Below are 20,922 nucleotides of genomic sequence, written 5' to 3'. Positions count from 1 at the left end.
CAGCCGCTGGCGCGTCTGCCCGGAACCGGCCGGCGTGGGCCCAAGTGCCAGCTGGCACCGCGCCTCCCGTCCGTCGGGTGGTCAGCTCAGATGACGAGCAACCGCTGGTACTGCGTCGTCGCGAGCTGGCGTGCGGCGCCCCCCGTGGCCGACAGGCGCCAGAGGCCGGGCGTCGGCCCGCTGCCCACGGTGAAGAACAGGTCCCCTGCCTCGTCCGCGGCACCGAGGTGCACGCCGCGTCCCTCGGACGTCACACCACTGGTGGTCTGCTCCGTGGTCGTGCCGTCGGCCAGGCGCGAGACCAGGTGCGTGACGGTCTTGTCCGCCGTGCAGCCGCCGGGACGCGCGTCGGCCGGGGCGGCACACCAGCCGGCGGACTGCCCGATCAGCAGTCCGTCGCCGTTCGTGGCGCCGTACTCGAACGCGGTGCGCGGTTCGGCGGAGACGACGTCGGTCGCGCCCGCCGGCAGTGCCATCCAGCCGCTGTAGCCGGACGCACCCGTGGAGAAGTAGTCGAAGTACAGGTTCCCGGCGCCGTCCGGCAGGACTGCTGCGAGCGACCGGTACCCGGTCTCCGGGATCGCACGGGTGGTGGTCTTCCCGAGCGGGCTGACCTGCACGACCGTGGTCGACGTGGAGCCCTGCTTGGCCGTCGAGACGGTGCCGTCCCGCCCGACGACCCACTGTGCACCGGCCGAGGGGAGCACCCGCACGGGCGCGGCTCCGGTCACCGGGAGCTTCGTGATGGCGTGTGACACCGCGTCGACCCAGTACAGGTTGCCGGCGACGTCCGAGCGGAGGTCCGCCGTGAGGTGCAGGCCGGCCGCGAGCGTCCTCGGGGCACTGCCGTCGGCCGGGTACTCCAGGATCGACGTCCCGTCCGCCGAGGGCACGAACACGTCGCCGACGTCGTCCGCCGTGAAGCCCTGCCCGTCCGGCGCGACGGTCGTCGGTGCCTCGGAGCCGCTGGTCGGGAACCGCACGACGTTGTCCGCCGCGTCGAGGCCGTACAGGGACTCCACCGTCTGCACGGGGGCCGGCGCGTGGTACTGCACCGTCACGGCGGGGCCCGTGCCACGGGCACCGACGGCCCGGACGGTGAAGCGGTAGGTGGTGGTGGCGCCGAGGGCACCGAACCGGTCCGACCGGGCCGATGCCGGCAGCCGGTCGACGCCGTGGTCCGGCTGACGCTCGGCGGGCGTGACGGCGACGCGCCAGCCGGTGACCTTCGCGCCGGTCCGGGGCGCGTTCCAGGTCACGGTCGCGCCGTCGGCCGATGCGGCGACGGCGACCGCGGTCGGTGCTCCGGGCACCGAGGCGGCTGTGGCGGCCGAGGCGGGCGCGACTCCCCCGATGACGAGCGCCACCGCGGCTGCGGCGGTCAGTACTGCTCTGAACACGTTCGATCCCCTGTCCTCGTCCGCGGGGGTTGCACCGCGGCTCTGAGCATCGAATCACCGCGCGACTGACCGTCGGAACATGGACCGGGGATCGTGCGGCGGGTGTGCGTGACCCCGCAACGGAGCGGCTCACCGGCCCGCACGCAGCAGACGGGAGGGGCGGTGCCAGCCGGCACCGCCCCTCCCGTCTGCGATCAGCCCGTCCGGGCTGGATCAGCGCCTCAGTACCGCGGCTTGCGCTCGGAGCGCTCGTCGCGGTCGTACCGGGGAGCGCGGTCTCGGTCGCCCTCGGGACGACGCGCACCTCCGCTGCGGCGGTCGGCCTTGATCTCGATGAGCTTGCCGCTGATCCGGGTCTGGGCCAGACGGTCGAGCACGCCCGGGTCCATGTCGACGGGCAGTTCCACCACGGAGAAGTCCGGGCGGATCTGGATCGAGCCGAAGTCGTCGCGGCGCAGTCCGCCCTCGTTCGCGAGCGCGCCGACGATCTGACGCGGTTCGACGCGGTGACGGCGGCCGACCTCGATCCGGTAGGCGGTCATCGGCACCGAACGACGCGGGCCGCGGTCCGACCGGGCGCCGCGGTCGTCGTCGCGCTGCGGGCGCTCGGCGCGGCGGCTGTCGCGGTCGACCTGGTTCCGGAGCTCGTCCGACTTCGGGTCGAGCAGCAGCGGGTCCTCGCCCTGCGACACGACGGCGAGCGCGGCGGCGACGTCGTCGGCCGGGACGTCGTGGTGCTCGACGTAGTGCGCGATGATGTCGCGGAACGCGCTGATGCGGTCCTGCTGCTCGAGCGCCGCGGTGATGGCGTCGTCGAAGCGGGTCAGGCGCGTCTCGTTGACGTCGTCGATCGTCGGCAGCGTCATCTGGGTGAGCGGCTGGCGCGTGGTCTTCTCGATCGCGGCGAGCAGGCGGCGCTCGCGCGGGGTGACGAAGCTGATCGCGTCGCCCTTGCGGCCGGCACGCCCGGTGCGGCCGATGCGGTGCACGTAGGACTCGATGTCGACGGGGATGTCGAAGTTCACGACGTGCGTGATGCGGTCGACGTCCAGGCCGCGGGCGGCGACGTCCGTGGCGACCAGGATGTCGAGCTTGCCGGACTTGAGCTGGTTGACGGTCCGCTCGCGCTGCACCTGGGCGACGTCACCGCTGATGGCGGCGGCGGCGTACCCGCGGGCGCGGAGCTTCTCGGCGAGGTTCTCGGTCTCGCTCTTCGTGCGGACGAAGACGATCATGCCCTCGAAGTCCTCGACCTCGAGGATGCGGGTGAGTGCGTCGACCTTCTGCGGGTACGACACCATCAGGTAGCGCTGCGTGGTGTTGGCCGACGTGGTCGTCTTGGTCTTGACGGTGATCTCGGCCGGGTCGTTCAGGTACTGCTGCGAGATGCGGCGGATCTGCGACGGCATGGTCGCCGAGAACAGCGCGACCTGCTTCTCCTTCGGCGTCTCGGCGAGGATCGTCTCGACGTCCTCGGCGAAGCCCATCTTGAGCATCTCGTCGGCCTCGTCGAGCACGAGGTACTTCAGCTGGGACAGGTCGAGCGTGCCCTTCGCGATGTGGTCCATGATGCGGCCGGGCGTGCCGACGACGACGTCGACGCCGCGGCGCAGGGCGGACAGCTGCACGCCGTACGCCTGACCGCCGTAGACGGGCAGCACGTGCACGCCACGGATGTGCGAGGCGAACTGCTCGAAGGCCTCGCAGACCTGCAGCGCGAGCTCGCGCGTCGGGGACAGCACGAGGGCCTGTGGCACCTTGCTGCCGGCTTCCATGCGGGACAGGATCGGCAGCGCGAAGGCCGCGGTCTTGCCGGTTCCGGTCTGCGCCAGGCCGACGACGTCGCGGCCGGCGAGCAGCGTGGGGATGGTGGCTTCCTGGATGGCCGAAGGGGTCTCGTAGCCGATGTCCTTGACGGCCTTGAGCACAGCGTCGCTCAGGCCGAGGTCGGCGAAGGTCACCACGGGCCCGTCGTCGGCTGCTTCGGTGGTGGTAACGGTGTCCGTGCTCATGGTCAAACGGTATCTCGAATACGCCGTCTCCTGTGACGCCGACGGCGGAACCCGCGGTGTCGGCGGGTGTCCCGACGTGCTGCGCACGGCGCCCGCGACGGGTCGACGGGGCCGTACGACGGCCGCGTCGGCGTCCGGACACCGGCCGGGAGGCACGTCCCGCCCCGGGAACGCAGCCGGCCTCCGGCGCGTGCGGCGTTGCGCAACGGCGCGCAACGCGGCGCCCCACCGTGAGGTGCTCCGGCTGGTGCGAGGGTGACGGCTCCGTGCGCGGGAACGACCTCGCACGGGCCGAGCAAACCCGCACGAGCCGCCGGGGCCGCCCCGCCGGGCCGCAGCCAGCGGTATCGTCCGGGCATGAACGTGCACGGGCCCTCGCCCTACTTCCAGTTCGCCGGCACTGCGCGGCAGGCACTCGAGCACTGGCAGCGGGTGTTCGGCGGCGACCTCCGGATCGCCACCTACGCCGACTTCTCCCGCACGGACGGCCCCGCCGACGCCGTCGCGCACGGCCAGCTCGCGGGCGACCTGCAGCTCTTCGCCGCCGACGCCGCTGACGGTGAGGCACCGTTCGCAGCGTCCGGCCTGCTGTTCTCCCTGCTCGGCGCCGCGGAACCCGAGGTCCTCCGCGGGTGGTTCGACGCACTGGCCGAGGGCGGCACGGTCGTCGACCCGCTCCAGGAGCGGCCGTGGGGCGACTGGGACGGCATCGTCCAGGACGCCGTCGGTGTCACGTGGCTGATCGGGTTCGAGGCGTCGGCGCTCGCCTGACCCGGGAACCCGGCGGCGCGGACCGACCGCTCAGGCGACCGGGACGAGCGGTGCCCAGAACGCGTCCGGGCCGTCCGCGACGACGGCGTCGCGCTCGAACGACAGGCCCTGGTCACGCACGAACTCGGCGGCCGCCTCGAGCTCGTCCTCGTCGTCGTCCTGCGACGCGTCGAACAGGTACACGCCGTGCCCCATCCGCACGCCGGCGTCACTGATGAGGGTCAGGTCCCAGCGCCCCTCCTCGGCCCGCTCGATGCGGATCACGGCGGCCTGGGAATCGGTGAAGTCAGCCATGCGGCGAGCCTACGTGCGCCGCCGTCGCGGCGTTCAGACGGGAGGCGCGGATCACGGAACCGGGGCGGGTCCGGTGATCCGTGCCTCCCGTCCGGCCACCGGCCTATCGTGAGGTCCATGGCAACGGTGCGGCAGGTGCAGGTGACGTTCGACTGCGCTGACCCGGAACGGGTCGCGCGGTTCTGGTGCGAGGTCCTCGGCTACGTGGTCCCGCCGCCCCCGCCCGGGTTCGACTCGTGGCACGCGTTCGACCAGGCGCTCCCGCCCGAGCAGCAGGGGGCGGCGTTCGCGTGCGTCGACCCGAACGGCGTCGGCCCGCGGCTCTACTTCCAGCGGGTCCCCGAGGGCAAGGTCGTGAAGAACCGCGTGCACCTGGACGTCCGGGTGGGCACCGGGCTCGCCGGGGCGGAGCGGCTCGCCGCACTCGACGCCGAGCGCGACCGGCTCGTCGCGCTCGGCGGCACGCAGTTCCGTCGCATGACCGCCGACGGCATCAACGAGTCGTGCATCGTCATGCAGGACGTCGAGGGCAACGAGTTCTGCCTGGACTGACGACCGGTCAGTTCCAGATCGAGATCCAGTCGATGTCGACGTGCCCGACCGCGTTCGTCGGCACCGGCTCGCTGCCGATCGTCGTCTCGGCCTGCAGGGTGACGCGGAAGGCGGTCTTCGGCACCGCCTTGGTCGTGGACGCGACCAGCTTGCCGTCCCAGTAGAAGCGGACGACGCCCTTGTCCCACTCGGTCGTCGCGTCGTGCCAGCCGGTGGTGTCGGTCGGGGCGAACATCTGCGTGCCGGGCTCGAAGCGCATCCCGAGCGGGGTCTCCGTGCCGGGGACCGCCGAGGCGGGACGTGGACGGTCACCGAGGTCCGACTCGGGCCAGTCGACCTCGCCCTCGTTCCAGTCGTCGCTCGACGGCCAGAGCATGCCCACGAACTTGTAGCCGTCCGTCTTCGTCGTCTTGTAGCGGATCGTCACCCGGCCCGTCGTGTGCGGCGCGTACCCGTCCGGCATCACCGCGGCGACCAGGGGCTGCCCGTGCTCGGAGTGCACCGCGAAGTCGAGGACCCCACCACGCACGCTGAGGACCTTGTCCGGCGCGTACCGCCCCTTGCCGCTGGTGTCGCCGAACCCGCTGTAGGTGCCCATCCCGGGGTACTTCGTGCCGACGGAACCGAGCGGAGCAGCGGTGGTGAAGTCCTGTCGGTACGACTGCTTCCACACCCGGCCGTTCGTCGTGGTGTTCCCGACCGGCAGCGTCGTCGGGTTCGTGACGGTGGCGGTCGCGCGGGACGACGGTGGCACGGTGGCGGCGGACGACGGGGCGGGTGTCACCGCGGTGACGGCGCCGGCGGTGACGAGGGCGGCGGTGACGGCGACGACGATCGGGGTCCTCATTGCGGTGAGCCTCCTGGGTGCGAGCCCGTGCCGGACGGACCGGTCACGGATCGTGCGGGCGTGGCGGCGGGGATGCCGTGTGCGTGGGGGTATCGGCACGCGGGTCGGGTGCCGTTAGGAGGAACCGTCCGGAAAACGCGTTCTGCTGTGCGGGGCCCCGCCGTCGGGGCGCGCTAGGTTCGTCAGTCGTGGATCCATCGCTGCCGTCCGGGACGACCAAGCGCCGCGTCGAGCTGCGCCTCCGACGACCCTGGGCGACCTGGTTCGCGCGGCCGACCGTCACCATCGACGGCGTCGGACACCCGGCGCAGTGGGGCACCGGGACGTGGGCGGTTCCCGTGGACGGCGGGACCGAGATCGGGGTCTACCTGTACAACCGGGTGTGGCGCTTCGGTGCCGCGAGCGTCCGGGTGGCCCCGGGCGACCACGACGGCGTCGTGCTCGAGTACCGGGCGGGTGTCCTGCCGGTGGGGGCGGGACGTCTCACGGTCCTGGCGCGCTGACGGCGCTGGCGCGCGCCGGGTTCCGCCGGGTTCCGCCGGGTTGCGCGGGGTTGCCCGGGGACCGTCACACCTGGCGGACGCGCGGTCGGGTGCGTCAGCGGCCGGCGTCGGTGTCGGGGCCGGCCCCGGTCTGTTCGTTCGCGGCGCGCTCGGGCCGGTCACGGGCCTCCCGGCGGCGACTCTGCATGAGCTCCTTCGTGCGGAGGAGGCGCAGCGCCGTCACGAGGACGAGCCCGCCGAGCAGGTTGAACAGCAGGGTGTACCCGAACCAGCCGAGCCACTGCCCGTAGGTCAGGTTCGCGCCGGACTGGATCGCGCCGAAGATCAGCAACGAGTCCAGGATCGAGTGGAACAACTGCAGCCCCGCGAGCAGGAACCCACCCGCCACGGCCGCGACGAGTTTCGCCGGGTCGGAGTCCGTGCCCTGCTGCATCCGCGTCATCAGGGTGATGGTGCTGCCGCCGAGCACCGCGAGCACGATGCTCTGCAGGCCGAACGGCGCGTCCACGTAGTGGTGTGCCGCCTCGGACAACGTGGGGTGCCACTGCGGGAAGGCCTGCACGACCAGCCACATGAAGAACCAGCCGCCCACCAGGTTCGCGACGAGGGTGCCGCCCCAGAGCTTGACCAGCTGCAGCACGGTGCCCTCGCGTGCGACGACCGCGGCGACGGGCATCAGGAAGTTCTCGGTGAAGAGCTCGCTGTGGGCCAGGTGCAGGGCGATGAACCCGATGCCGAACGCGAACCCGGCGAGCAGGTGGTTCCCGGTCTCCGTCAGCACGGCGAGGTACGCCATCACGCCGAGACCGACCTCGAGCCCGCCGAAGAAGCCGGTGATGACGACGGCCCGGAGGGTCCGCTGGAGTCGTTCGGCGCCCTCCTCGACGGTGGCGTCGAAGGACTCGATCAGCTCGTCCTCGACGGGGGCGTCGGACGTGCCGAGTTCGCGGCGTCGTTCGTCGGTCATGGGCGTCGTTCGTCGGTCATGGCCGGAACGGTAGGCGGCGCGGACGAGCAGCGCTCCCAGTCACCGCGTCGTATGGCCGGGAGCGAACGGCGTCAGATCTCGACGTCGCTGCCCATCGTCACCGTGCGCTGCGCGGGCAGGTTGAAGCGCGCTGCCGGGTCGGCGGCGTTGTGGGCGAGCCCGACGAAGAGCTTCTTGCGCCAGCCGGCCATGCCGTGGTGCCCCGGGGTCGGTCGGAGGGCACCGCGGGAGATGAAGAACGACGCGCGCTCCATCTCCTCCGGGTCGATGTCGAGCACCTCGGTCAGGCAGGCGGCGTGCAGTGCCTTCGGCAGGTCCTGATCGTCCGAGAACCCGAACTTGATCGTGATGTGGTCGATGCCGTCGTCCTCGTAGCCGAGGTCGTCGCGGAAGAACGCCTTCGCGTGCGGCACGTGCGGCACGTTCGCGGTCAGGACGGACACGATCAGCACGGTCCGGTGCATGACGTGGTTGTACTCGACGTTGGCACGGAGTGCGAGCGGGGTGGTCTCCTTGTTCGGGTGCGGGAACACCGCGACCCCGGCCACGCGCGGGATGTGTTCACCGTTCACCCGCTCGATGAAGTCGGCGAGCGAGCCCTCGCGGGCCTTCCGTTCGTCCTGCACGAGCTGCCGACCACGGCGCCACGTCGTCATCACCGTGATGACGGCGAGGGCGATCAGGAGCGGCACCCACCCGCCGTGCAGGATCTTGGACAGGTTGCCGGCGAGGAAGGTGAGCTCGAGACCGCCGAACACGACCGCGGCCGTGACGACCTTCCAGGTCTTCCACCGCCAGAGCGGCTTCACCACGAGGAGCAGGAGCAGGCTGTCCACGACGAGTGCGCCGGTGACCGAGACGCCGTAGGCCGTGGCCAGGTTCGCGGACGACCGGAACGCCAACATGATCAGGAGCACGCCGATGAACAGCAGCAGGTTCACCGCGGGCAGGTAGATCTGGCCGCTCTCGCGACGCGACGTCTGGCGGATCGTCAGCGGCGGGAGCAGCCCGAGCTGGACGGCCTGACGGGTGAGCGAGAACGCACCGGAGATGACGGCCTGGCTGGCGATCACGGTCGCGGCGGTCGCGAGGACGACGACCGGGATCTGCAGTGCGTTCGGGAACAGCAGGAAGAACGGGTCCTTCGCCGCGGTCGGGTCGCTCAGGACGAGGGACGCCTGCCCGAGGTAGTTCAGGACCAGGGCCGGGAACACCACGAAGAACCACGCGCGGAGGATCGCGGGGCGCCCGAAGTGCCCCATGTCCGCGTACAGGGCCTCGGCACCGGTGATGACCAGCACGACCGCGCCCATCGCGACGAACGTGATGTACGGGTGCGCGAACAGGAAGGCGATCGCCCACGTCGGCGAGAGCCCCTGGAGGACACCCGGACGCGCGATGATGTGCGGCACACCGGCGGCGGCGATGACGACGAACCAGAGGACCATCACCGGCCCGAACAGGTTGCCGACCTTGCCGGTGCCGAACCGCTGCGCGGCGAACAGGATGACCAGGATGACGGCCGAGATCGGGACGACGAGGTGCCCGATCGACGGAGCGGCGGTCCCGAGGCCCTCGACCGCGGAGAGCACGGACACGGCGGGCGTGATGACCGAGTCGCCGTAGAACAGCGAGACCCCCACGATCCCGATGACCAGGAAGATGACCGCTCCCCCGCGGCGCTTGGCGTACAGCCGCCGGGCGAGCGCGGCGAGCGCCATCACCCCGCCCTCGCCGTCGTTGTCGGCGCGCATGAGGATCAGGACGTACTTGATCGACACGATCACGGTGATGCTCCAGAACATCATCGAGATGACGCCGTAGACGTCCTCCTGGTTGGCCTTCACGAGGCCGTTGTCGATCGTGAACACCGTGCGCAGTGCGTACAGCGGGCTCGTACCGATGTCGCCGAACACCACGCCGAGCGCGGCGAGCGCCAGCACGGTGACGCCCCGCGTCGGTCCGTGTCCGCCGTCGTCCGTTGCGTCGGTGGTCGATGCCTGAGAGCGGGTCTCGGTCACGCTCGTCACTTCCGTCTCCGGCCGCCCGGGCGGCGGCCGTCGCTCATCCTCGCACCGTGCGAGGGGGCGCGCTCGCAGGCGACGCACACGGAAGCGGCTTCTGGCTGTCCCGGGGGCCCGAGCCGGGCGATCTCACAGCTGCCGGGGTCGTCCCGCGCCGACCGGGATGGTCAGCGCGAGCCACCGTAGGCCGCGGGCACCAGGTCCATCCGTGCCACGCCGGTCGCGACCAGCTCGAGGACCGCCTCGGCGACGCGCTCCGGCGGGTCGAACACGGCGCCGGCCGTCATCGCCTCGGCGTCGGCGCGGCCCGCCCGGATCGCCGAGAGGAACTCGGTGTCGGTCGCGAACGGGATCAGCGTCGACACCGTGATGCCGGTCCCCTCGAGCTCGTTGCGTGCGATCGCCGAGAGGCGCTCGAGGGCGATCTTCGACGCGACGTAGCCCGCGGTCCCCGGCACGTCGGCGAACGTCGTCCCGGAACTGATGTTGACGATGCTGCCGGCCCCCTGTCGGCGCATCGCGGGCAGCACGGCCTGCATGGTCGCCAACGGTGCCACCAGGTTCAGTTCGAGCACCGCGCGGAGGTCATCCAACGCGATCTCCTCGATCTCGGCCTGCAGGCCCTGTCCGGCGTTGTTGACGAGGACGTCGATGCGCCCGAACGCCTCGACCGCCGCCTGTGCGAGTGCCGCGACCTGGGCCGCGTCCGTGACGTCGCACCGCACCGCGACGGCTCCCGGGAGTTCCGCGACAAGTGCCTGGAGGCGGTCGGTCCGTCGCGCGGCCAGGACGACCCGGGCCCCGGCGGCCCAGGCAGCCCGCGCGGTGGCCGCCCCGATGCCGGATGAAGCGCCCGTGATGACGATCACGGCGTTGTCGATCTGCATGTCCTGCTCCTCTGCCCGGCCGCTGCTCAGCGACACTCGGCACGCATTACGCTACTCGGTCGTAGCGTAATTGCACGCCTGGCCTACGCTGGGACCGTGCCGACCACTCCCCCGCGCGCGGATGCCCCGCCGACGACGCCGCTCCGCGGTCGTCCCGTGGACCGATCGAGCGACGCGGTGATCCTGGCGGCGACGCTCGACCTCCTCGCGGAGCACCCGTACGACCGCGTCACCCTCGACGAGGTCGCCGCTCGCACCGGGAAGGCGAAGACGACGCTGTACCGCCGGTGGGCGACGAAGGAGGACCTCGTGCTCGCCGCCGTCACCTCCGCTGGACGCCCGCCCGAGGTCGATGCCCTGCCCGACCGGGGCGACCTGCGCGCGGACCTGCTCGCGGTCATCGACTCCCCGTGGTTGGGCGGCGCGGATCGCCGGCTCGCGGTGCTGGCCGGCCTCGCGACCGCCGCCCGGAGCTCGGCACGGCTCGCCGACGCGGTCCGCTCCGAGATCGCGGAGCCCTACGTCGAGATCTACCGGCGGCTCCTGCTCCGTGCGCTCGACCGCGGACGGGTGCCCGAGCAGGCCGGAGCGCGCGTCGAGGTGCTCGCCGAGGTCATCCCCGCCATGAGCACCCACCGGCTGGGCACGTCCCCGACCGGTGTCGACCGAGCGTTCTTCGTCGCCGTCGTGGACGACGTCGTCCTCCCCGCGCTCCGGTGAGGGCCACCCGATGCCCCGCCCAGACCCCGTCCACCCGCAGGAAGAAGCACCGATGATCCGCGTCACCGATCTCGTCGTCAAGGTCGACGACGTCACCCTGCTCCCCCGCACGAGCGTGCGGGTCGACCCCGGTCAGGCGCTCATCGTCCGGGGCCACAACGGCGCCGGGAAGTCGACCCTGCTGCGGGTGCTCGCCGGGATGCGCACGCCGACGTCGGGCACGGTCACGATCGCGGGTCGTCCCGTCGCCCGCCGGGACCGCACCTTCCGGCGCAGCGTCGCCGCGCTCGTCGGGCTGCCCCCGATGGCGACGGACCTGACGGTCGAGGACCACGTGCGACTGGTCGCGGCGACCTGGTTCGAGGAGCGACGGATCGCCGAGGCGAGCGCCACGGAGGCGCTGGGCTCGCTCGGTCTCGAGGGTCTGGTCCGGCGGTTCCCACACGAGCTGTCGACCGGCCAGCAACAGCTCGTCGGGCTCGCGCTGGTGCTCGCCCGGCCCTTCGACGTGCTCGTCCTGGACGAACCGGAGCAACGACTCGACGCCGACCGGCTCGACGTCGTCGGTCGGGTGCTCGGCCGCCGCCGCGACGCCGGCGCGACCCTCGTCGTCGCCACGCACAGCACCGCCCTGGCGGACGGACTGGCGGACCGCGTCCTCGACCTGGACGCGCGTCGGTGACCGCGAGACTCCGCGCGGCCACGGGCATCTGGCGGGCCCGCCAGCACCGCAGCATCGGCGACCGGGCCTACATCGCGTACTCGCTCGTCCTCCTGTCGCTGATCGTCGTGACGCCCGTCCTCCGGGCGGCGTGGACCGCGGCGGCCACGGCCGCGTCGACGACGGCGCTGTCGTCGCCCGTCGCGGCGACGGCCGCCGGCACGGTCGTCCTCGGACTCTGGGCGGCAGCGCTCGTCACCGGGACGACACGCGGGCCGGCGGTGGCACCGCCGTTCCTCGCCCACGCGCTCGCGGACAGCGACCTGCCACGTCGGACGGTCTTCCGGTCGCGGATGATCGCCGCGGTGGTCATCGCCGTCGTGGTCGGCGGCGGGGTGGCCGTGTTCTTCGGCTCGGCGATCGGGTCCCGCGGGCTGGTGACGCCGGGCGCCGTGCTCGACGTCGGCATCCGCGGTGCCCTGATCGGCGTCGTCACCGTCGCGTGCTGGCTCCTGGGACAGGCGGCACCCCGCGTCGCCGGAGCACTCGCGATCCTGGCGCTCATCGCGGCGGCGGTCGAAGCGGGCCGCCGGTCGACGTGGCCCTGGGCCTGGGTGTCCACGTCGACCGGGGTCGGTCCGGCCGACCTGCTCCTCGCCGTCGCCGCGATCGCCGGTCTGGTGCTGGTCCCGTGGCTGCTCGACCGCATCAGCACCGAGACCCTCGCCGCCCAGGCCGCCGCGTGGGAGCTGGCCGTCGCCCACGCGATCAGCATGGACTTCACCGCGGTGGCCGAGACCTACCAGGCACGACCGAGCGCCGGCCGACGACTGCGCGCCGTGGTCGGCAGCGCGCGCCTCTGGGTCGTGTTCGTGGTCCGCGACCTCGTCGGGGCGGTGCGCATGCCCGCCCGTCTGGTGACGGGCGTCGTGACGCTCGCCGCGTCCGGACTGGCCCTGGTCGTCGCGACGGTGGTGCCCACCGGGGGTGCGCTCCTCGGGATGCTCGCCGCGATCCTCTTGTTCGTCGGCCTCGGTGCGTTCACCCGCGGGCTGCAGCACGCAGCCCAGGTGGCCCGTGACCTGGCGCTCTACGGCATCGAGGACGGCCAGCTGGTCGCGCTGCACACGGTGCTGCCGACGGCCGCGGCGCTGGTCGTCGCGGGTGGGACCGCGATCGTGACGGGCGCGGTCGTCGCACCCGCGTCGCTGCCGGTGCTGGTCTGGGCCGGCATCGCGCTGCCGCTCGTCGTCGCGGGCACGAAGGTCAGCAACGCCCTGCGCGGTCCGTCGCCGGTGTTCCTGATGACGCCGGCGCCGTCGGCGATCGGTGACCCGATGCCGTTCATCCGGGTGCTGTGGGCCCTGGACGCGCCGATCCTGGCGCTGCTCGCGGGCGCCGCCGCACCGCTCGGTGGACGCGGCGCGCCGGCCTTCGTCGCCGTCGCGGTCGTCGTCGCGCTGTTCGTCACCGTGCGGTGGACGCGGCGGACCTGATCCTGCCGCCGTCACCCCGTCTCGATCAGAGGCGCTGCGACCACTCCTGCCGGAGGACGGAGAACACTTCCTTGTCGTAGCGCTGCCCGGCGAAGACCCAACTGCTCCGGAGCACCCCGTCGGACTGCATCCCCAGCCGCCGGGCGACGGCGATGCTGCGCGTGTTGTCGGTTCGGCACCGCCACTCGACCCGTTCCATGCTGCGGGCGGTGAACGCCCAGTCCACGAGCACGCGCACCGCTGCGCTGACCAGGCCTCGTCCTTCGGCTGCGGGTTCCAACCAGCAGCCGATCTCGCACGTGCCCCAGGCAGCGTCGAAGGTCGTGAACATCACGCCACCGAGCAGCGTTCCGTCCTCCCAGAGGCCGTAGATGCGGGCACCGTCGTGAGCGGTCGCGTCTGCGTACCGTTGCAGGGTCGCGCGTGCACCGGCGACGGTGTCGGTGACGAACGCGGGGCCGACCCAGGGGCGGATGTGCTCCCTCGCTCGGTCGAGGTGCGCTGCGAAATCCTCGGCGTGCCACGTCTCCAGGGGCCGGAGGGTGACGCCGTCGAGGACGGTGCGTTCGAACACGTCGTCTCCAGGCTCGTGCGGTTCGTGCGGGTCCGGGCGCGGAGTCGTCAGGTCAGCGGATGCGACGCTCGGCGACCATCGGGCAGTCGAACGGGTCCCGGGCGGCGAGGCCGACGCGGTTCAAGTACTGGACGACGATCCGGTACGAGTCGACGAGCGTCGTCTCGACGTACGGGACGTCCAGGTCCGCGCAGTACTCGCGCACGAGCGTCCGTGCGGCACGGAGCTGCGGGCGGGGCATGTTCGGGAAGAGGTGGTGCTCGATCTGGTAGTTCAGCCCACCCATGAAGTGCAGCATGAACCAACCGCCGCGGATGTTCCGCGACGTGAGGACCTGGCGGCTGAAGAAGTCGACCTTCTGGTCGTGCGGGATGACCGGCATGCCCTTGTGGTTCGGCGCGAACGAGGCCCCCATGTACAGGCCGAACACCGCGAGCTGGACCCCGAGGAACGCGAACGCCATGCCGACGGGCAGGAACCAGAAGAGCACCCCGAGGTAGATGCAGAACCGGAGCAGGAAGAGGGCGGCCTCGATGCGACGGCCCTTCAGCTCCTTGACGTCCGCCAGCACCCGCGCCGACTGCCAGTGCAGGTTGGCACCTTCGAGGAGCAGCATCGGGAAGAACGCGTACCCCTGACGCTGGACGAGCCAGCGGAGGAAACCGCGCTTGGCGGCCGCGTCCTCCTCGCGGAACGACAGCGCCTCGAACGAGATGTCGGGGTCCTTGCCGACGGTGTTCGGGTTGACGTGGTGCCGCGAGTGCTTGTTCATCCACCACGAGTAGCTGACCCCGGCGAGGAAGGTGCCCGCCCACTGGGCGGTGCGGTCGTTCCAGGTGTTCGACGCGAACACCTGGCGGTGCGCGGCCTCGTGCGAGAGGAACGCGAACTGGGTGAACAGCACGCCGAGCACGGCCGCGACGATGAGCTGGAACCACGAGTGTCCGAGTGCGGCGAAGGCCACCCAGCTCCCCGCGAGCGCCACGATCAGCACCACGAACACGGCCCAGTAGAACCCGGTGCGCCGTTCCAGCAGCCCCTGGTCCTTGACCTGTCGCAACAGTCCCGAGTAGGTCGACGTCCCGCTGCCTGTGCCGGGTGCCGCCGGTCGGGTCGCGATGTATCCGGATGGTGCTGTCTGTGTCACGGGCCGTACGTCCTCACGCTGCGCTCGACCGGAACGCGGGTGTCGTTCCAGTTCCTCCAGCCAATCACGAGGTGGCTGGGGCGTTCCCGGGCAGCCCGCCTGTCGGACATCGCTCCAGATCCACGCCAGGGACATCTCATCACGGACGTCACACGAATCCGGGCAGCGACCTCCAGGCAGCGGGCGCGTCGGCCACGCCGTCCCGGACGACCGTGCCCGCGATGAGCCCGTAGGGCCGGTCCGCGGCGTAGAACACCTCGCCCGGGTTGTCCAGGCCGAACGGCGTCAGGTCGACGAGGAAGTGGTGCTTGTTCGGCATCGCGAAGCGGACCTCGGCGATCTCCGGGAACGCCTCGATCGCGGTCCGCCCCATCGCGAAGAGGGTCTGCTGCAGGGCGAGTGAGTGCAGGTCGGCGAAGGTCGCGAGCATCCGGTCCAGGATCGCCGTGTAGCGCTCGTCGTAGTCGATGCCCGCCGCCACGGCCTCCGGTGTGTACCGCCAGCGTGCCGTCACCGAGGTCGCGAGGATCCGGTCGTCGGTCTCGGCGAGCGTCGTGTACCCGTCCCGCGGGAAGCCGTGGAACTCGCTGCCGGTGGACTTGAGGACGGTGAGGTCGGTGACGCCGGCGATGACGTGCGTGCTGTCGCCGTCGATCTGGACGACTGCGGTGCGGGTACCCCGGCCCGCGCGGACGAACGCGTGGTCGTGCTCGTGGCCGTCCACGGCGATGCGCTCCCACGCGTGCTGCTCGGCGGACAGGGTCGCGCCGTCGTACCAGTCGAACGCCGTCGTGAAGTGGCGTCCGACGCGGAGCAGGAACTCCTCCGGGCTGTGCACGCCGTGCTCGCGGGCGAACGCGTAGACCACGTTCTTCTGCGTGTCGGTGGCGACCACCTTCGCGTTGTCGCCGTCGGTGTACGAGTCGGCGAGCGCGGTACCGCGCAGCTGGGTCGTTATGGTCAGGTCCTCGATCTCGTGCCGCGGGGTGTCCCGGGTCACGCGGACCAGACGGACCTCGGCCTTGCCGTACTGGTTGTCCCCGAGGTGCACGGTCGTGGTCGACGTGGCGGGAACGGTGGACGTGGTGGAATCGCTGGACACACCGGGAACAGTGGACGCAGCGGGATCGGTGGACGCAGCGGGCACAGCGGCGGTACTGGTGTCGGTCATGCGGGGTCAGCTCCCTCGGTAGGTGGAGTAGGCGAACGGACTGAGGAGCAGCGGGACGTGCAGGTGACGCTCGTCGGCGCCGGGGACGGTGATCACCACGTCGACGCGCGGGTGGAACGCCGCGATGCCGAGACCCGCCCAGTACGCCCCGGTGGCGAACGACAGCGTCCAGGTCCCTTCGGCGAGCCGTTCCGGCCCGAGTTCCCCGATGCGGCCGTCGTCGTCGGTGGTCCCGCGCGCGACGACGACCCCGTCGGCGTCGCGCAGGGTCACCGCGATCCCGGCGGCGGGGCGGCCGTGCGTCGTGTCCAGCACGTGGGTCGTCAGGTGGCTCACGCGAACGTCCGCTCGAGTCGGAGCAGCGCGATCGCCCGGAGTTCGTCGGCGACCTCGACGCGCTCGGCCAGGTCGTCGTTCCCGAGGCGACGCCGGAGTTCGGCGAGGATCTCGTCGGCGGAACGCCCGGCGGCACGGATCAGGAACACCCGGTCGAACCGGGACTCGTACGCGGCGTTGCCCTCGCGGATCGCGGCCGCCGTCTCGGGCTCGGCGTCGGCGGACGACGACTGCTCGACGCGGGACGCGTCAGCGCTCGCCCCGGAGCCGGTCGGCCGGTCCCCGATCCGCGGGTGGTCGGCCAGGGCCGCTGCGACCTCGTCGTCGGACCACGTCCGGGCCAGCTGGTCCGCGGTCGCGGCGAGGTCCGAGACCGACGCGAACGGCCGGGCGGCCAGGACCGCGTCGACCCACCTCGGCACGGCCGCCCACGAGCGCACGAGCACGCCGGCGTCGGCGGCGGCGAGCCGGTCCAGTTCGGAGATGTCCATGTCCGGAGGATGACAGTCGCGTGTTTCGGCCGTGTCTCCGGCAGGTCACGGGCACTCGTCGCGGTCCGTCAGCCGCACCACCCCCGCCGTGGCTGTGCTGGAACGCTCGTTCCAGCCACCAGCCACCAGCCCCCAGCCCCCAGCCCCCAGCCCCCAGCCCCACCCTCAGACCCGGGCCGGCGTCCGCCGGAGCCGCTCCCCGAGACTGGCCGCCAGCTCGCGCTCGTCAGCCGTGACGAGCCTCCCGTCCCGCACCACCACGCGCCCACCGACGACGACGTGCCGGGGCCGCCGCCCCGGCGAGGCCCAGAGCAGCCCCGCGACCGGGTCGTCGACCCCCGCGTCGGCGACCCCGGAGACGTCCCACACGCACAGGTCCCCCGCGCTCCCGACGTCGAGGTGCCCGAGCTCGGGGCGCCCGAGACCGGCGGCCGACCCCTCGGTCATCATGCCGAGCACCTGCCGCGCGGGCAGCTGCGGCCCGACGAGCGCGGAGACCTGCATCGCGAGCCGACCGTCGGCCAGGAGGTGCCCAGCGTCGTTGCTGCCGCCGCCGCTCGTGCCGAGCCCGACGCTGATGCCGGCATCGGCGAGGCGCGAAACCGGGGCGATCCCCCACCCCATCGGGACGTCGCAACCGGGGGCGTGCGTCGCGGTGACGCCGGCCGCGGCGAGGCGCGTGATCTCCTCGTCGGTGACGTCGCAGAGGTGCGCGATGCTCACGTCCGGCGCGAGCCACCCCCACTCCTCGAGCAGGTCGAGCGGTCGGCGTCCGTAGCGCTCGAGCGCGATGGCGGTGTCGACCTGCTCGTTCGCCTGCGTCCGTCGACGCAGCCCGTGCCGGGCGGCGACCGCGCCGAGTGCGCGGAACACGGCCTCGTCGTCGGAGTGCACCCCCGCGGGCCCGACCGCGATCTGCAGTCGGCCGTCCGGGTCGACGCCGCCGACAGCGTCGTCGCCGAGGAGCGCTGCGACGATCGCCTCGGCGGAGGCGGCGACGCGCTCCGCGTCGTCCCGCGCCGACCCGCGGACGAACACGAGTCGCCCCCCGAGACCGCGCACCGCGTCGACCGTCGCCGCGGCGAGCGCGACGGTGTCGTCCGTGGTGCCGCCAGCGGGCCAGTTCAGGTGGTGGTCGGCGATGGTCGTGACGCCGGACAGGAGGCCCTCAGCGGCTCCGACGGACGCGGCCAGTCCGTAGAGCTCGGGATCGTGACCGACCCGCCCGTAGGCCCCGGCCATGGCCGGGAGCCAGTCCGCCATCGGCACGCCACGCGTGCCCGGGAGCGTCCGGAAGGCGGTCTGCAGCAGGTGGTGGTGCGCGTTCACGAGTCCGGCGGTGACGACGCACCCGGAGGCGTCGAGGGTGCTCGCGACGTCGCTGCCGTCGTCCACGACGACGTCACCGTCGCGTTCGGTCCGGGGGTCGACGAGGACGCGGAGGGCACCGGTGACGGTCAGCATGGGAGCGTTTGTAGCAGTCCGCTGTTTCCGGCCCGTGTCGTCCCGACCCGCCGCGCCCGTCCTGCAGACAGGGGTAACCGCGCCGAAACACCCGCGGAACACCGGGCCCCTAGGTTCGCCCCATGGCACAGACCCTGATCCGCGCCGGCTGGGTGCTCACCGCCGCCCCCGACGCCTCCGCGACGCCCGCTGCGATCCGGGACGGCGCGGTACTCCTCGACGGGGACCGGGTCGCCGCGATCGGCACGTTCACCGAGCTCTCCGCCGCACATCCCGATGTGACGGTGCGCGGCGGCACGAATGACATCGTCACGCCCGGCTTCGTGAACACCCACGGGCACTTCAGCGAGGGGCTGATCACCGGCATCGCGTCGCAGTACACGCTCTGGGAGTGGCTGACCGCGCTCATCACGCACGTGAACCCGGTGATGACCCGCGACAAGGCCTACGCCGGCACGATGCTGCAGGGCATCCAGCTGCTGCGGAGCGGCGTCACGACTGCGAACGACATGTTCTGCTCGGACCCCATCCCGGGCGAACCGGCGACTCCTGGCGTCGTGCAGGCGCTCGACGAGCTCGGCCTGCGCGGCGTGGTGTCGTTCGGGTCCGGGGACGTCGACCGCGGCTTCGGCCCGGCGCCGATCCTCGAGGAGTTCGATGCGTTGCGCGAGGCCGCGGACGCCAGCCGGTACAGCACGTTCCGCGTCGGGATGTCCTCGATCGGCCGGTACACCGACGCCGCGTGGGACGAGCACATCGCCTACGCGGTCGACGGCGGCCACGGCATCCACGTGCACGTGCACGAGGTGCGCGAGGAAGTCACCGCGGCACGCCTGCGCACCGGCAAGACGGTGGTCGGCCACGCCGAGGCGACGGGGATGTTCCGCGTCCCGGTGATCGCCGCGCACAGCGTGTGGGTCGACCGGGAGGACCGGGAGCGCTACGCGGCGAACGGCGTCGGCGTCGCGCACAACCCGGTGGCGAACGCGATCCTCGCGAGCGGGATCGCCCCGGTCGCGGAGCTCCGCGCCCTCGGCGTCGCGGTCGGGATCGGCGTGGACGGTCCGGCGTCGAACGATTCGCAGGACTTCCTGCAGGCCATGAAGAGCGCGGCGATGCTCGCCCGCATCCGGGACCTGCAGGCGACGGCGATGAGCGCCCGGGAAGCGTTCGAGATGGGGACCATCGGCGGCGCGGCGGCGCTCCGGATGGAGGACGAGATCGGGTCGCTCGAACCCGGCAAGCGCGCGGACCTCGTGGTCTTCGACGGCGAGAGCCCCGCGCTCGCGAACGTGCACGACCCGTACCAGGCCGTCGTCTTCGTGGCCGGCAGCCGCGAGGTGCGCGACGTCTGGGTGGACGGCGGGCTGAGCCTGGCGGACGGCGACGTGACGCGCGTCGACGTCCACGAGGCGGTGGCTCGGGCCCGTCCGCTCGCGCGGCAGCTCGTCGCCGAGGCGGGGTTGGAGCGCCTGTCGGCGCTGACCGGTGCGCCGCTCGCGGGCACCGAACGCCCGTAACCGGGCCCACCCGTGACGCGACGGAGGCGGCCCGCAGGAGATCTGACGCCCGACACAGCGAGACCCCCTTGGCCCGCGTGCGCGGAGGGGGTCTGCAGGGTCGAGGATAGCGCCTACCTCCTCCTGTCCGCAGTCCGCCGAGAAGAGACCAGCTCGGTGTGGAGGCGCACCCCGACGGGCGGTGTGCGGCGGCCTGCCCGACCGCGTCCACGAGACGCCGCGGTCCGCAGCAGTAGGTGACGGCCTCGCTCGGTCCGGCGAGCAGTCCGGCGATGTCGAGGCGACCGCCCTCGTCCGCCACCGCCAGGTCCACGCGGTCCGAGTGTCGGATTCGAGGACGTCACGACCCGACGCGAGCGATCGGCGCCACCAACGATCAGTTCTGCGGCGCCAGGGCGGCGAACGCATCATCCGCGAGTGAGGCCAGTCGCGCCGCTCCGCCGCTTTCGATCCAGCCGTCGTAGGCGACCATGACGCATCCGAGGGCCGCCATCGCACGCGTTCTGAGGGCGATGGTCGGTGCGCTGTTCCCAGACCGGCGGGCGAGGATGTCGACGAGTGCGGGTCGCCAGCCGGCCTGCTTCTCGTGCAACCGGGCCGAGAGCGCTGGCGTCGACCACACGAGCTGGATGCGAGCGAAACCATTGGCCTCGTCATCCTCCAGGAGCGCCACCGCCGGCGTGACGGCCGCCCGGAGGGCCGTCCAGTCATCCTCTGCGCTCGGCCGCGCTGCGAGTGCGGAAGCCATCTGCTCTCCGAGCGCATCGAAGACGTAGAGGACGACGTCTTCCTTGGTGCGGAAGTACCGCAAGAACGTGCTCCGCGACACACCCGCACGACCGGCGAGGTCGTCGAAGGTCACGGGATCGAACCCGGAGTCGAGGAACCGTCCGAGCGCAACGTTCCCGAGCTCGTCTCGAATCGCCGCACGGCCGATCGCCCGTGTGCTCATGCCGACCATGCACCAAGTGTACGACTTCGCAACTCACTTGCAGGCTCGAGCCTAAGCGCCTACTGTGACACGGAGTGTCACAAATCGTTCCCGGTATCAATCGCTTGAAAGA

The 20,922-nt window shown here is 72.1% G+C and carries 21 protein-coding genes; 7 read left to right on the top strand and 14 right to left on the bottom strand.

What is annotated here, in order from left to right:
• Nucleotides 1-86: 86 nt before the first annotated feature.
• Both J7E22_RS01810 and J7E22_RS01805 read right to left on the bottom strand, forming a co-directional pair.
• Nucleotides 87-1,400, bottom strand: coding sequence for a fibronectin type III domain-containing protein (locus J7E22_RS01810; protein WP_214978308.1), 1,314 nt, complete (start codon nt 1,398-1,400; stop codon nt 87-89).
• 221 nt (nt 1,401-1,621) lie between these two features.
• Nucleotides 1,622-3,412, bottom strand: coding sequence for a DEAD/DEAH box helicase (locus tag J7E22_RS01805; RefSeq protein ID WP_214978306.1), 1,791 nt, complete (start codon nt 3,410-3,412; stop codon nt 1,622-1,624).
• A 357-nt stretch (nt 3,413-3,769) separates the two neighbouring features.
• Here J7E22_RS01805 and J7E22_RS01800 point away from each other — a divergent pair, with 357 nt between their 5' ends.
• On the top strand, nt 3,770-4,183 hold the full coding sequence (locus tag J7E22_RS01800; protein ID WP_214978305.1) for a VOC family protein: 414 nt from the start codon (nt 3,770-3,772) through the stop codon (nt 4,181-4,183).
• A gap of 30 nt (nt 4,184-4,213) precedes the next feature.
• Here J7E22_RS01800 and J7E22_RS01795 read toward each other — a convergent pair whose 3' ends face one another.
• On the bottom strand, nt 4,214-4,477 hold the full coding sequence (locus J7E22_RS01795) for a hypothetical protein (protein WP_214978304.1): 264 nt from the start codon (nt 4,475-4,477) through the stop codon (nt 4,214-4,216).
• A gap of 117 nt (nt 4,478-4,594) precedes the next feature.
• Here J7E22_RS01795 and J7E22_RS01790 point away from each other — a divergent pair, with 117 nt between their 5' ends.
• Nucleotides 4,595-5,029: a VOC family protein gene (locus J7E22_RS01790; protein ID WP_214978303.1), complete on the top strand. Its 435-nt coding sequence runs from the start codon at nt 4,595-4,597 to the stop codon at nt 5,027-5,029.
• Nucleotides 5,030-5,036: 7 nt separating this feature from the next.
• On the opposite strand, the gene J7E22_RS01785 is transcribed toward J7E22_RS01790, so the two are convergent.
• On the bottom strand, nt 5,037-5,876 hold the full coding sequence (locus tag J7E22_RS01785) for a glycoside hydrolase family 16 protein (RefSeq protein WP_214978302.1): 840 nt from the start codon (nt 5,874-5,876) through the stop codon (nt 5,037-5,039).
• A 188-nt stretch (nt 5,877-6,064) separates the two neighbouring features.
• Between J7E22_RS01785 and J7E22_RS01780 the strand changes: the two genes are divergently transcribed.
• Nucleotides 6,065-6,379 carry a hypothetical protein gene (locus J7E22_RS01780; RefSeq protein WP_308159106.1) on the top strand — a complete coding sequence of 105 codons (315 nt, stop codon included), beginning with the start codon at nt 6,065-6,067 and terminating at the stop codon, nt 6,377-6,379.
• A gap of 94 nt (nt 6,380-6,473) precedes the next feature.
• Here J7E22_RS01780 and J7E22_RS01775 read toward each other — a convergent pair whose 3' ends face one another.
• From J7E22_RS01775 to J7E22_RS01765, 3 genes are all read right to left on the bottom strand, one after another.
• Nucleotides 6,474-7,346: a formate/nitrite transporter family protein gene (locus J7E22_RS01775; protein WP_214978301.1), complete on the bottom strand. Its 873-nt coding sequence runs from the start codon at nt 7,344-7,346 to the stop codon at nt 6,474-6,476.
• A 92-nt stretch (nt 7,347-7,438) separates the two neighbouring features.
• On the bottom strand, nt 7,439-9,388 hold the full coding sequence (locus J7E22_RS01770; RefSeq protein WP_214978299.1) for a potassium transporter Kup: 1,950 nt from the start codon (nt 9,386-9,388) through the stop codon (nt 7,439-7,441).
• Nucleotides 9,389-9,558: 170 nt separating this feature from the next.
• Complete coding sequence (locus J7E22_RS01765) at nt 9,559-10,278, bottom strand: SDR family oxidoreductase (RefSeq protein WP_214978298.1); 720 nt, start codon at nt 10,276-10,278, stop codon at nt 9,559-9,561.
• Nucleotides 10,279-10,374: 96 nt separating this feature from the next.
• Here J7E22_RS01765 and J7E22_RS01760 point away from each other — a divergent pair, with 96 nt between their 5' ends.
• Genes J7E22_RS01760 through J7E22_RS01750 form a run of 3 tightly spaced genes read left to right on the top strand, consistent with a single transcriptional unit; the run spans nt 10,375 to nt 13,155 of the window.
• On the top strand, nt 10,375-10,998 hold the full coding sequence (locus J7E22_RS01760; protein WP_214978296.1) for a TetR/AcrR family transcriptional regulator: 624 nt from the start codon (nt 10,375-10,377) through the stop codon (nt 10,996-10,998).
• Nucleotides 10,999-11,008: 10 nt separating this feature from the next.
• On the top strand, nt 11,009-11,680 hold the full coding sequence (locus tag J7E22_RS01755; RefSeq protein WP_251008588.1) for an ABC transporter ATP-binding protein: 672 nt from the start codon (nt 11,009-11,011) through the stop codon (nt 11,678-11,680).
• Nucleotides 11,677-13,155, top strand: a complete 1,479-nt coding sequence (locus J7E22_RS01750) for a DUF6297 family protein (protein ID WP_214978294.1) — start codon at nt 11,677-11,679, stop codon at nt 13,153-13,155. The genes J7E22_RS01755 and J7E22_RS01750 overlap by 4 nt, the downstream gene beginning before the upstream one ends.
• 25 nt (nt 13,156-13,180) lie before the next feature.
• Here J7E22_RS01750 and J7E22_RS01745 read toward each other — a convergent pair whose 3' ends face one another.
• The 6 genes from J7E22_RS01745 to J7E22_RS01720 all read right to left on the bottom strand — a co-directional run bounded on the left by J7E22_RS01745 (nt 13,181) and on the right by J7E22_RS01720 (nt 18,338).
• Complete coding sequence (locus J7E22_RS01745) at nt 13,181-13,729, bottom strand: GNAT family protein (protein WP_308159105.1); 549 nt, start codon at nt 13,727-13,729, stop codon at nt 13,181-13,183.
• Between the two features lie 52 nt (nt 13,730-13,781).
• Nucleotides 13,782-14,789 carry an acyl-CoA desaturase gene (locus J7E22_RS01740; protein WP_308159104.1) on the bottom strand — a complete coding sequence of 336 codons (1,008 nt, stop codon included), beginning with the start codon at nt 14,787-14,789 and terminating at the stop codon, nt 13,782-13,784.
• A gap of 235 nt (nt 14,790-15,024) precedes the next feature.
• Nucleotides 15,025-16,047, bottom strand: coding sequence for a factor-independent urate hydroxylase (gene pucL / locus J7E22_RS01735; RefSeq protein WP_214978290.1), 1,023 nt, complete (start codon nt 16,045-16,047; stop codon nt 15,025-15,027).
• A gap of 6 nt (nt 16,048-16,053) precedes the next feature.
• A complete protein-coding gene (uraH, locus tag J7E22_RS01730; protein WP_214978288.1) occupies nt 16,054-16,383 on the bottom strand; it encodes a hydroxyisourate hydrolase in 330 nt (109 codons plus the stop codon).
• Nucleotides 16,380-16,874: a 2-oxo-4-hydroxy-4-carboxy-5-ureidoimidazoline decarboxylase gene (gene uraD, locus J7E22_RS01725; RefSeq protein ID WP_214978286.1), complete on the bottom strand. Its 495-nt coding sequence runs from the start codon at nt 16,872-16,874 to the stop codon at nt 16,380-16,382. Before uraD ends, uraH begins: the two co-directional genes overlap by 4 nt.
• Before the next feature lie 165 nt (nt 16,875-17,039).
• On the bottom strand, nt 17,040-18,338 hold the full coding sequence (locus J7E22_RS01720) for an amidohydrolase family protein (protein ID WP_214978284.1): 1,299 nt from the start codon (nt 18,336-18,338) through the stop codon (nt 17,040-17,042).
• Nucleotides 18,339-18,460: 122 nt separating this feature from the next.
• Between J7E22_RS01720 and J7E22_RS01715 the strand changes: the two genes are divergently transcribed.
• The gene (locus J7E22_RS01715) at nt 18,461-19,858 is read left to right on the top strand and encodes an amidohydrolase family protein (RefSeq protein ID WP_214978282.1); all 1,398 of its coding nucleotides are present in this window, start codon (nt 18,461-18,463) and stop codon (nt 19,856-19,858) included.
• A gap of 376 nt (nt 19,859-20,234) precedes the next feature.
• On the opposite strand, the gene J7E22_RS01710 is transcribed toward J7E22_RS01715, so the two are convergent.
• Entirely contained in the window at nt 20,235-20,819 is a 585-nt protein-coding gene (locus tag J7E22_RS01710) for a TetR family transcriptional regulator (RefSeq protein ID WP_214978280.1), read from the bottom strand.
• Nucleotides 20,820-20,922: the final 103 nt, after the last annotated feature.

This window comes from Curtobacterium sp. ISL-83, from assembly GCF_018613895.1.
Taxonomy (GTDB): Bacteria; Actinomycetota; Actinomycetes; order Actinomycetales; family Microbacteriaceae; genus Curtobacterium.
Note: the sequence above shows the minus strand (reverse complement) of the source record. Positions and strands in the feature narration are given on the sequence as shown.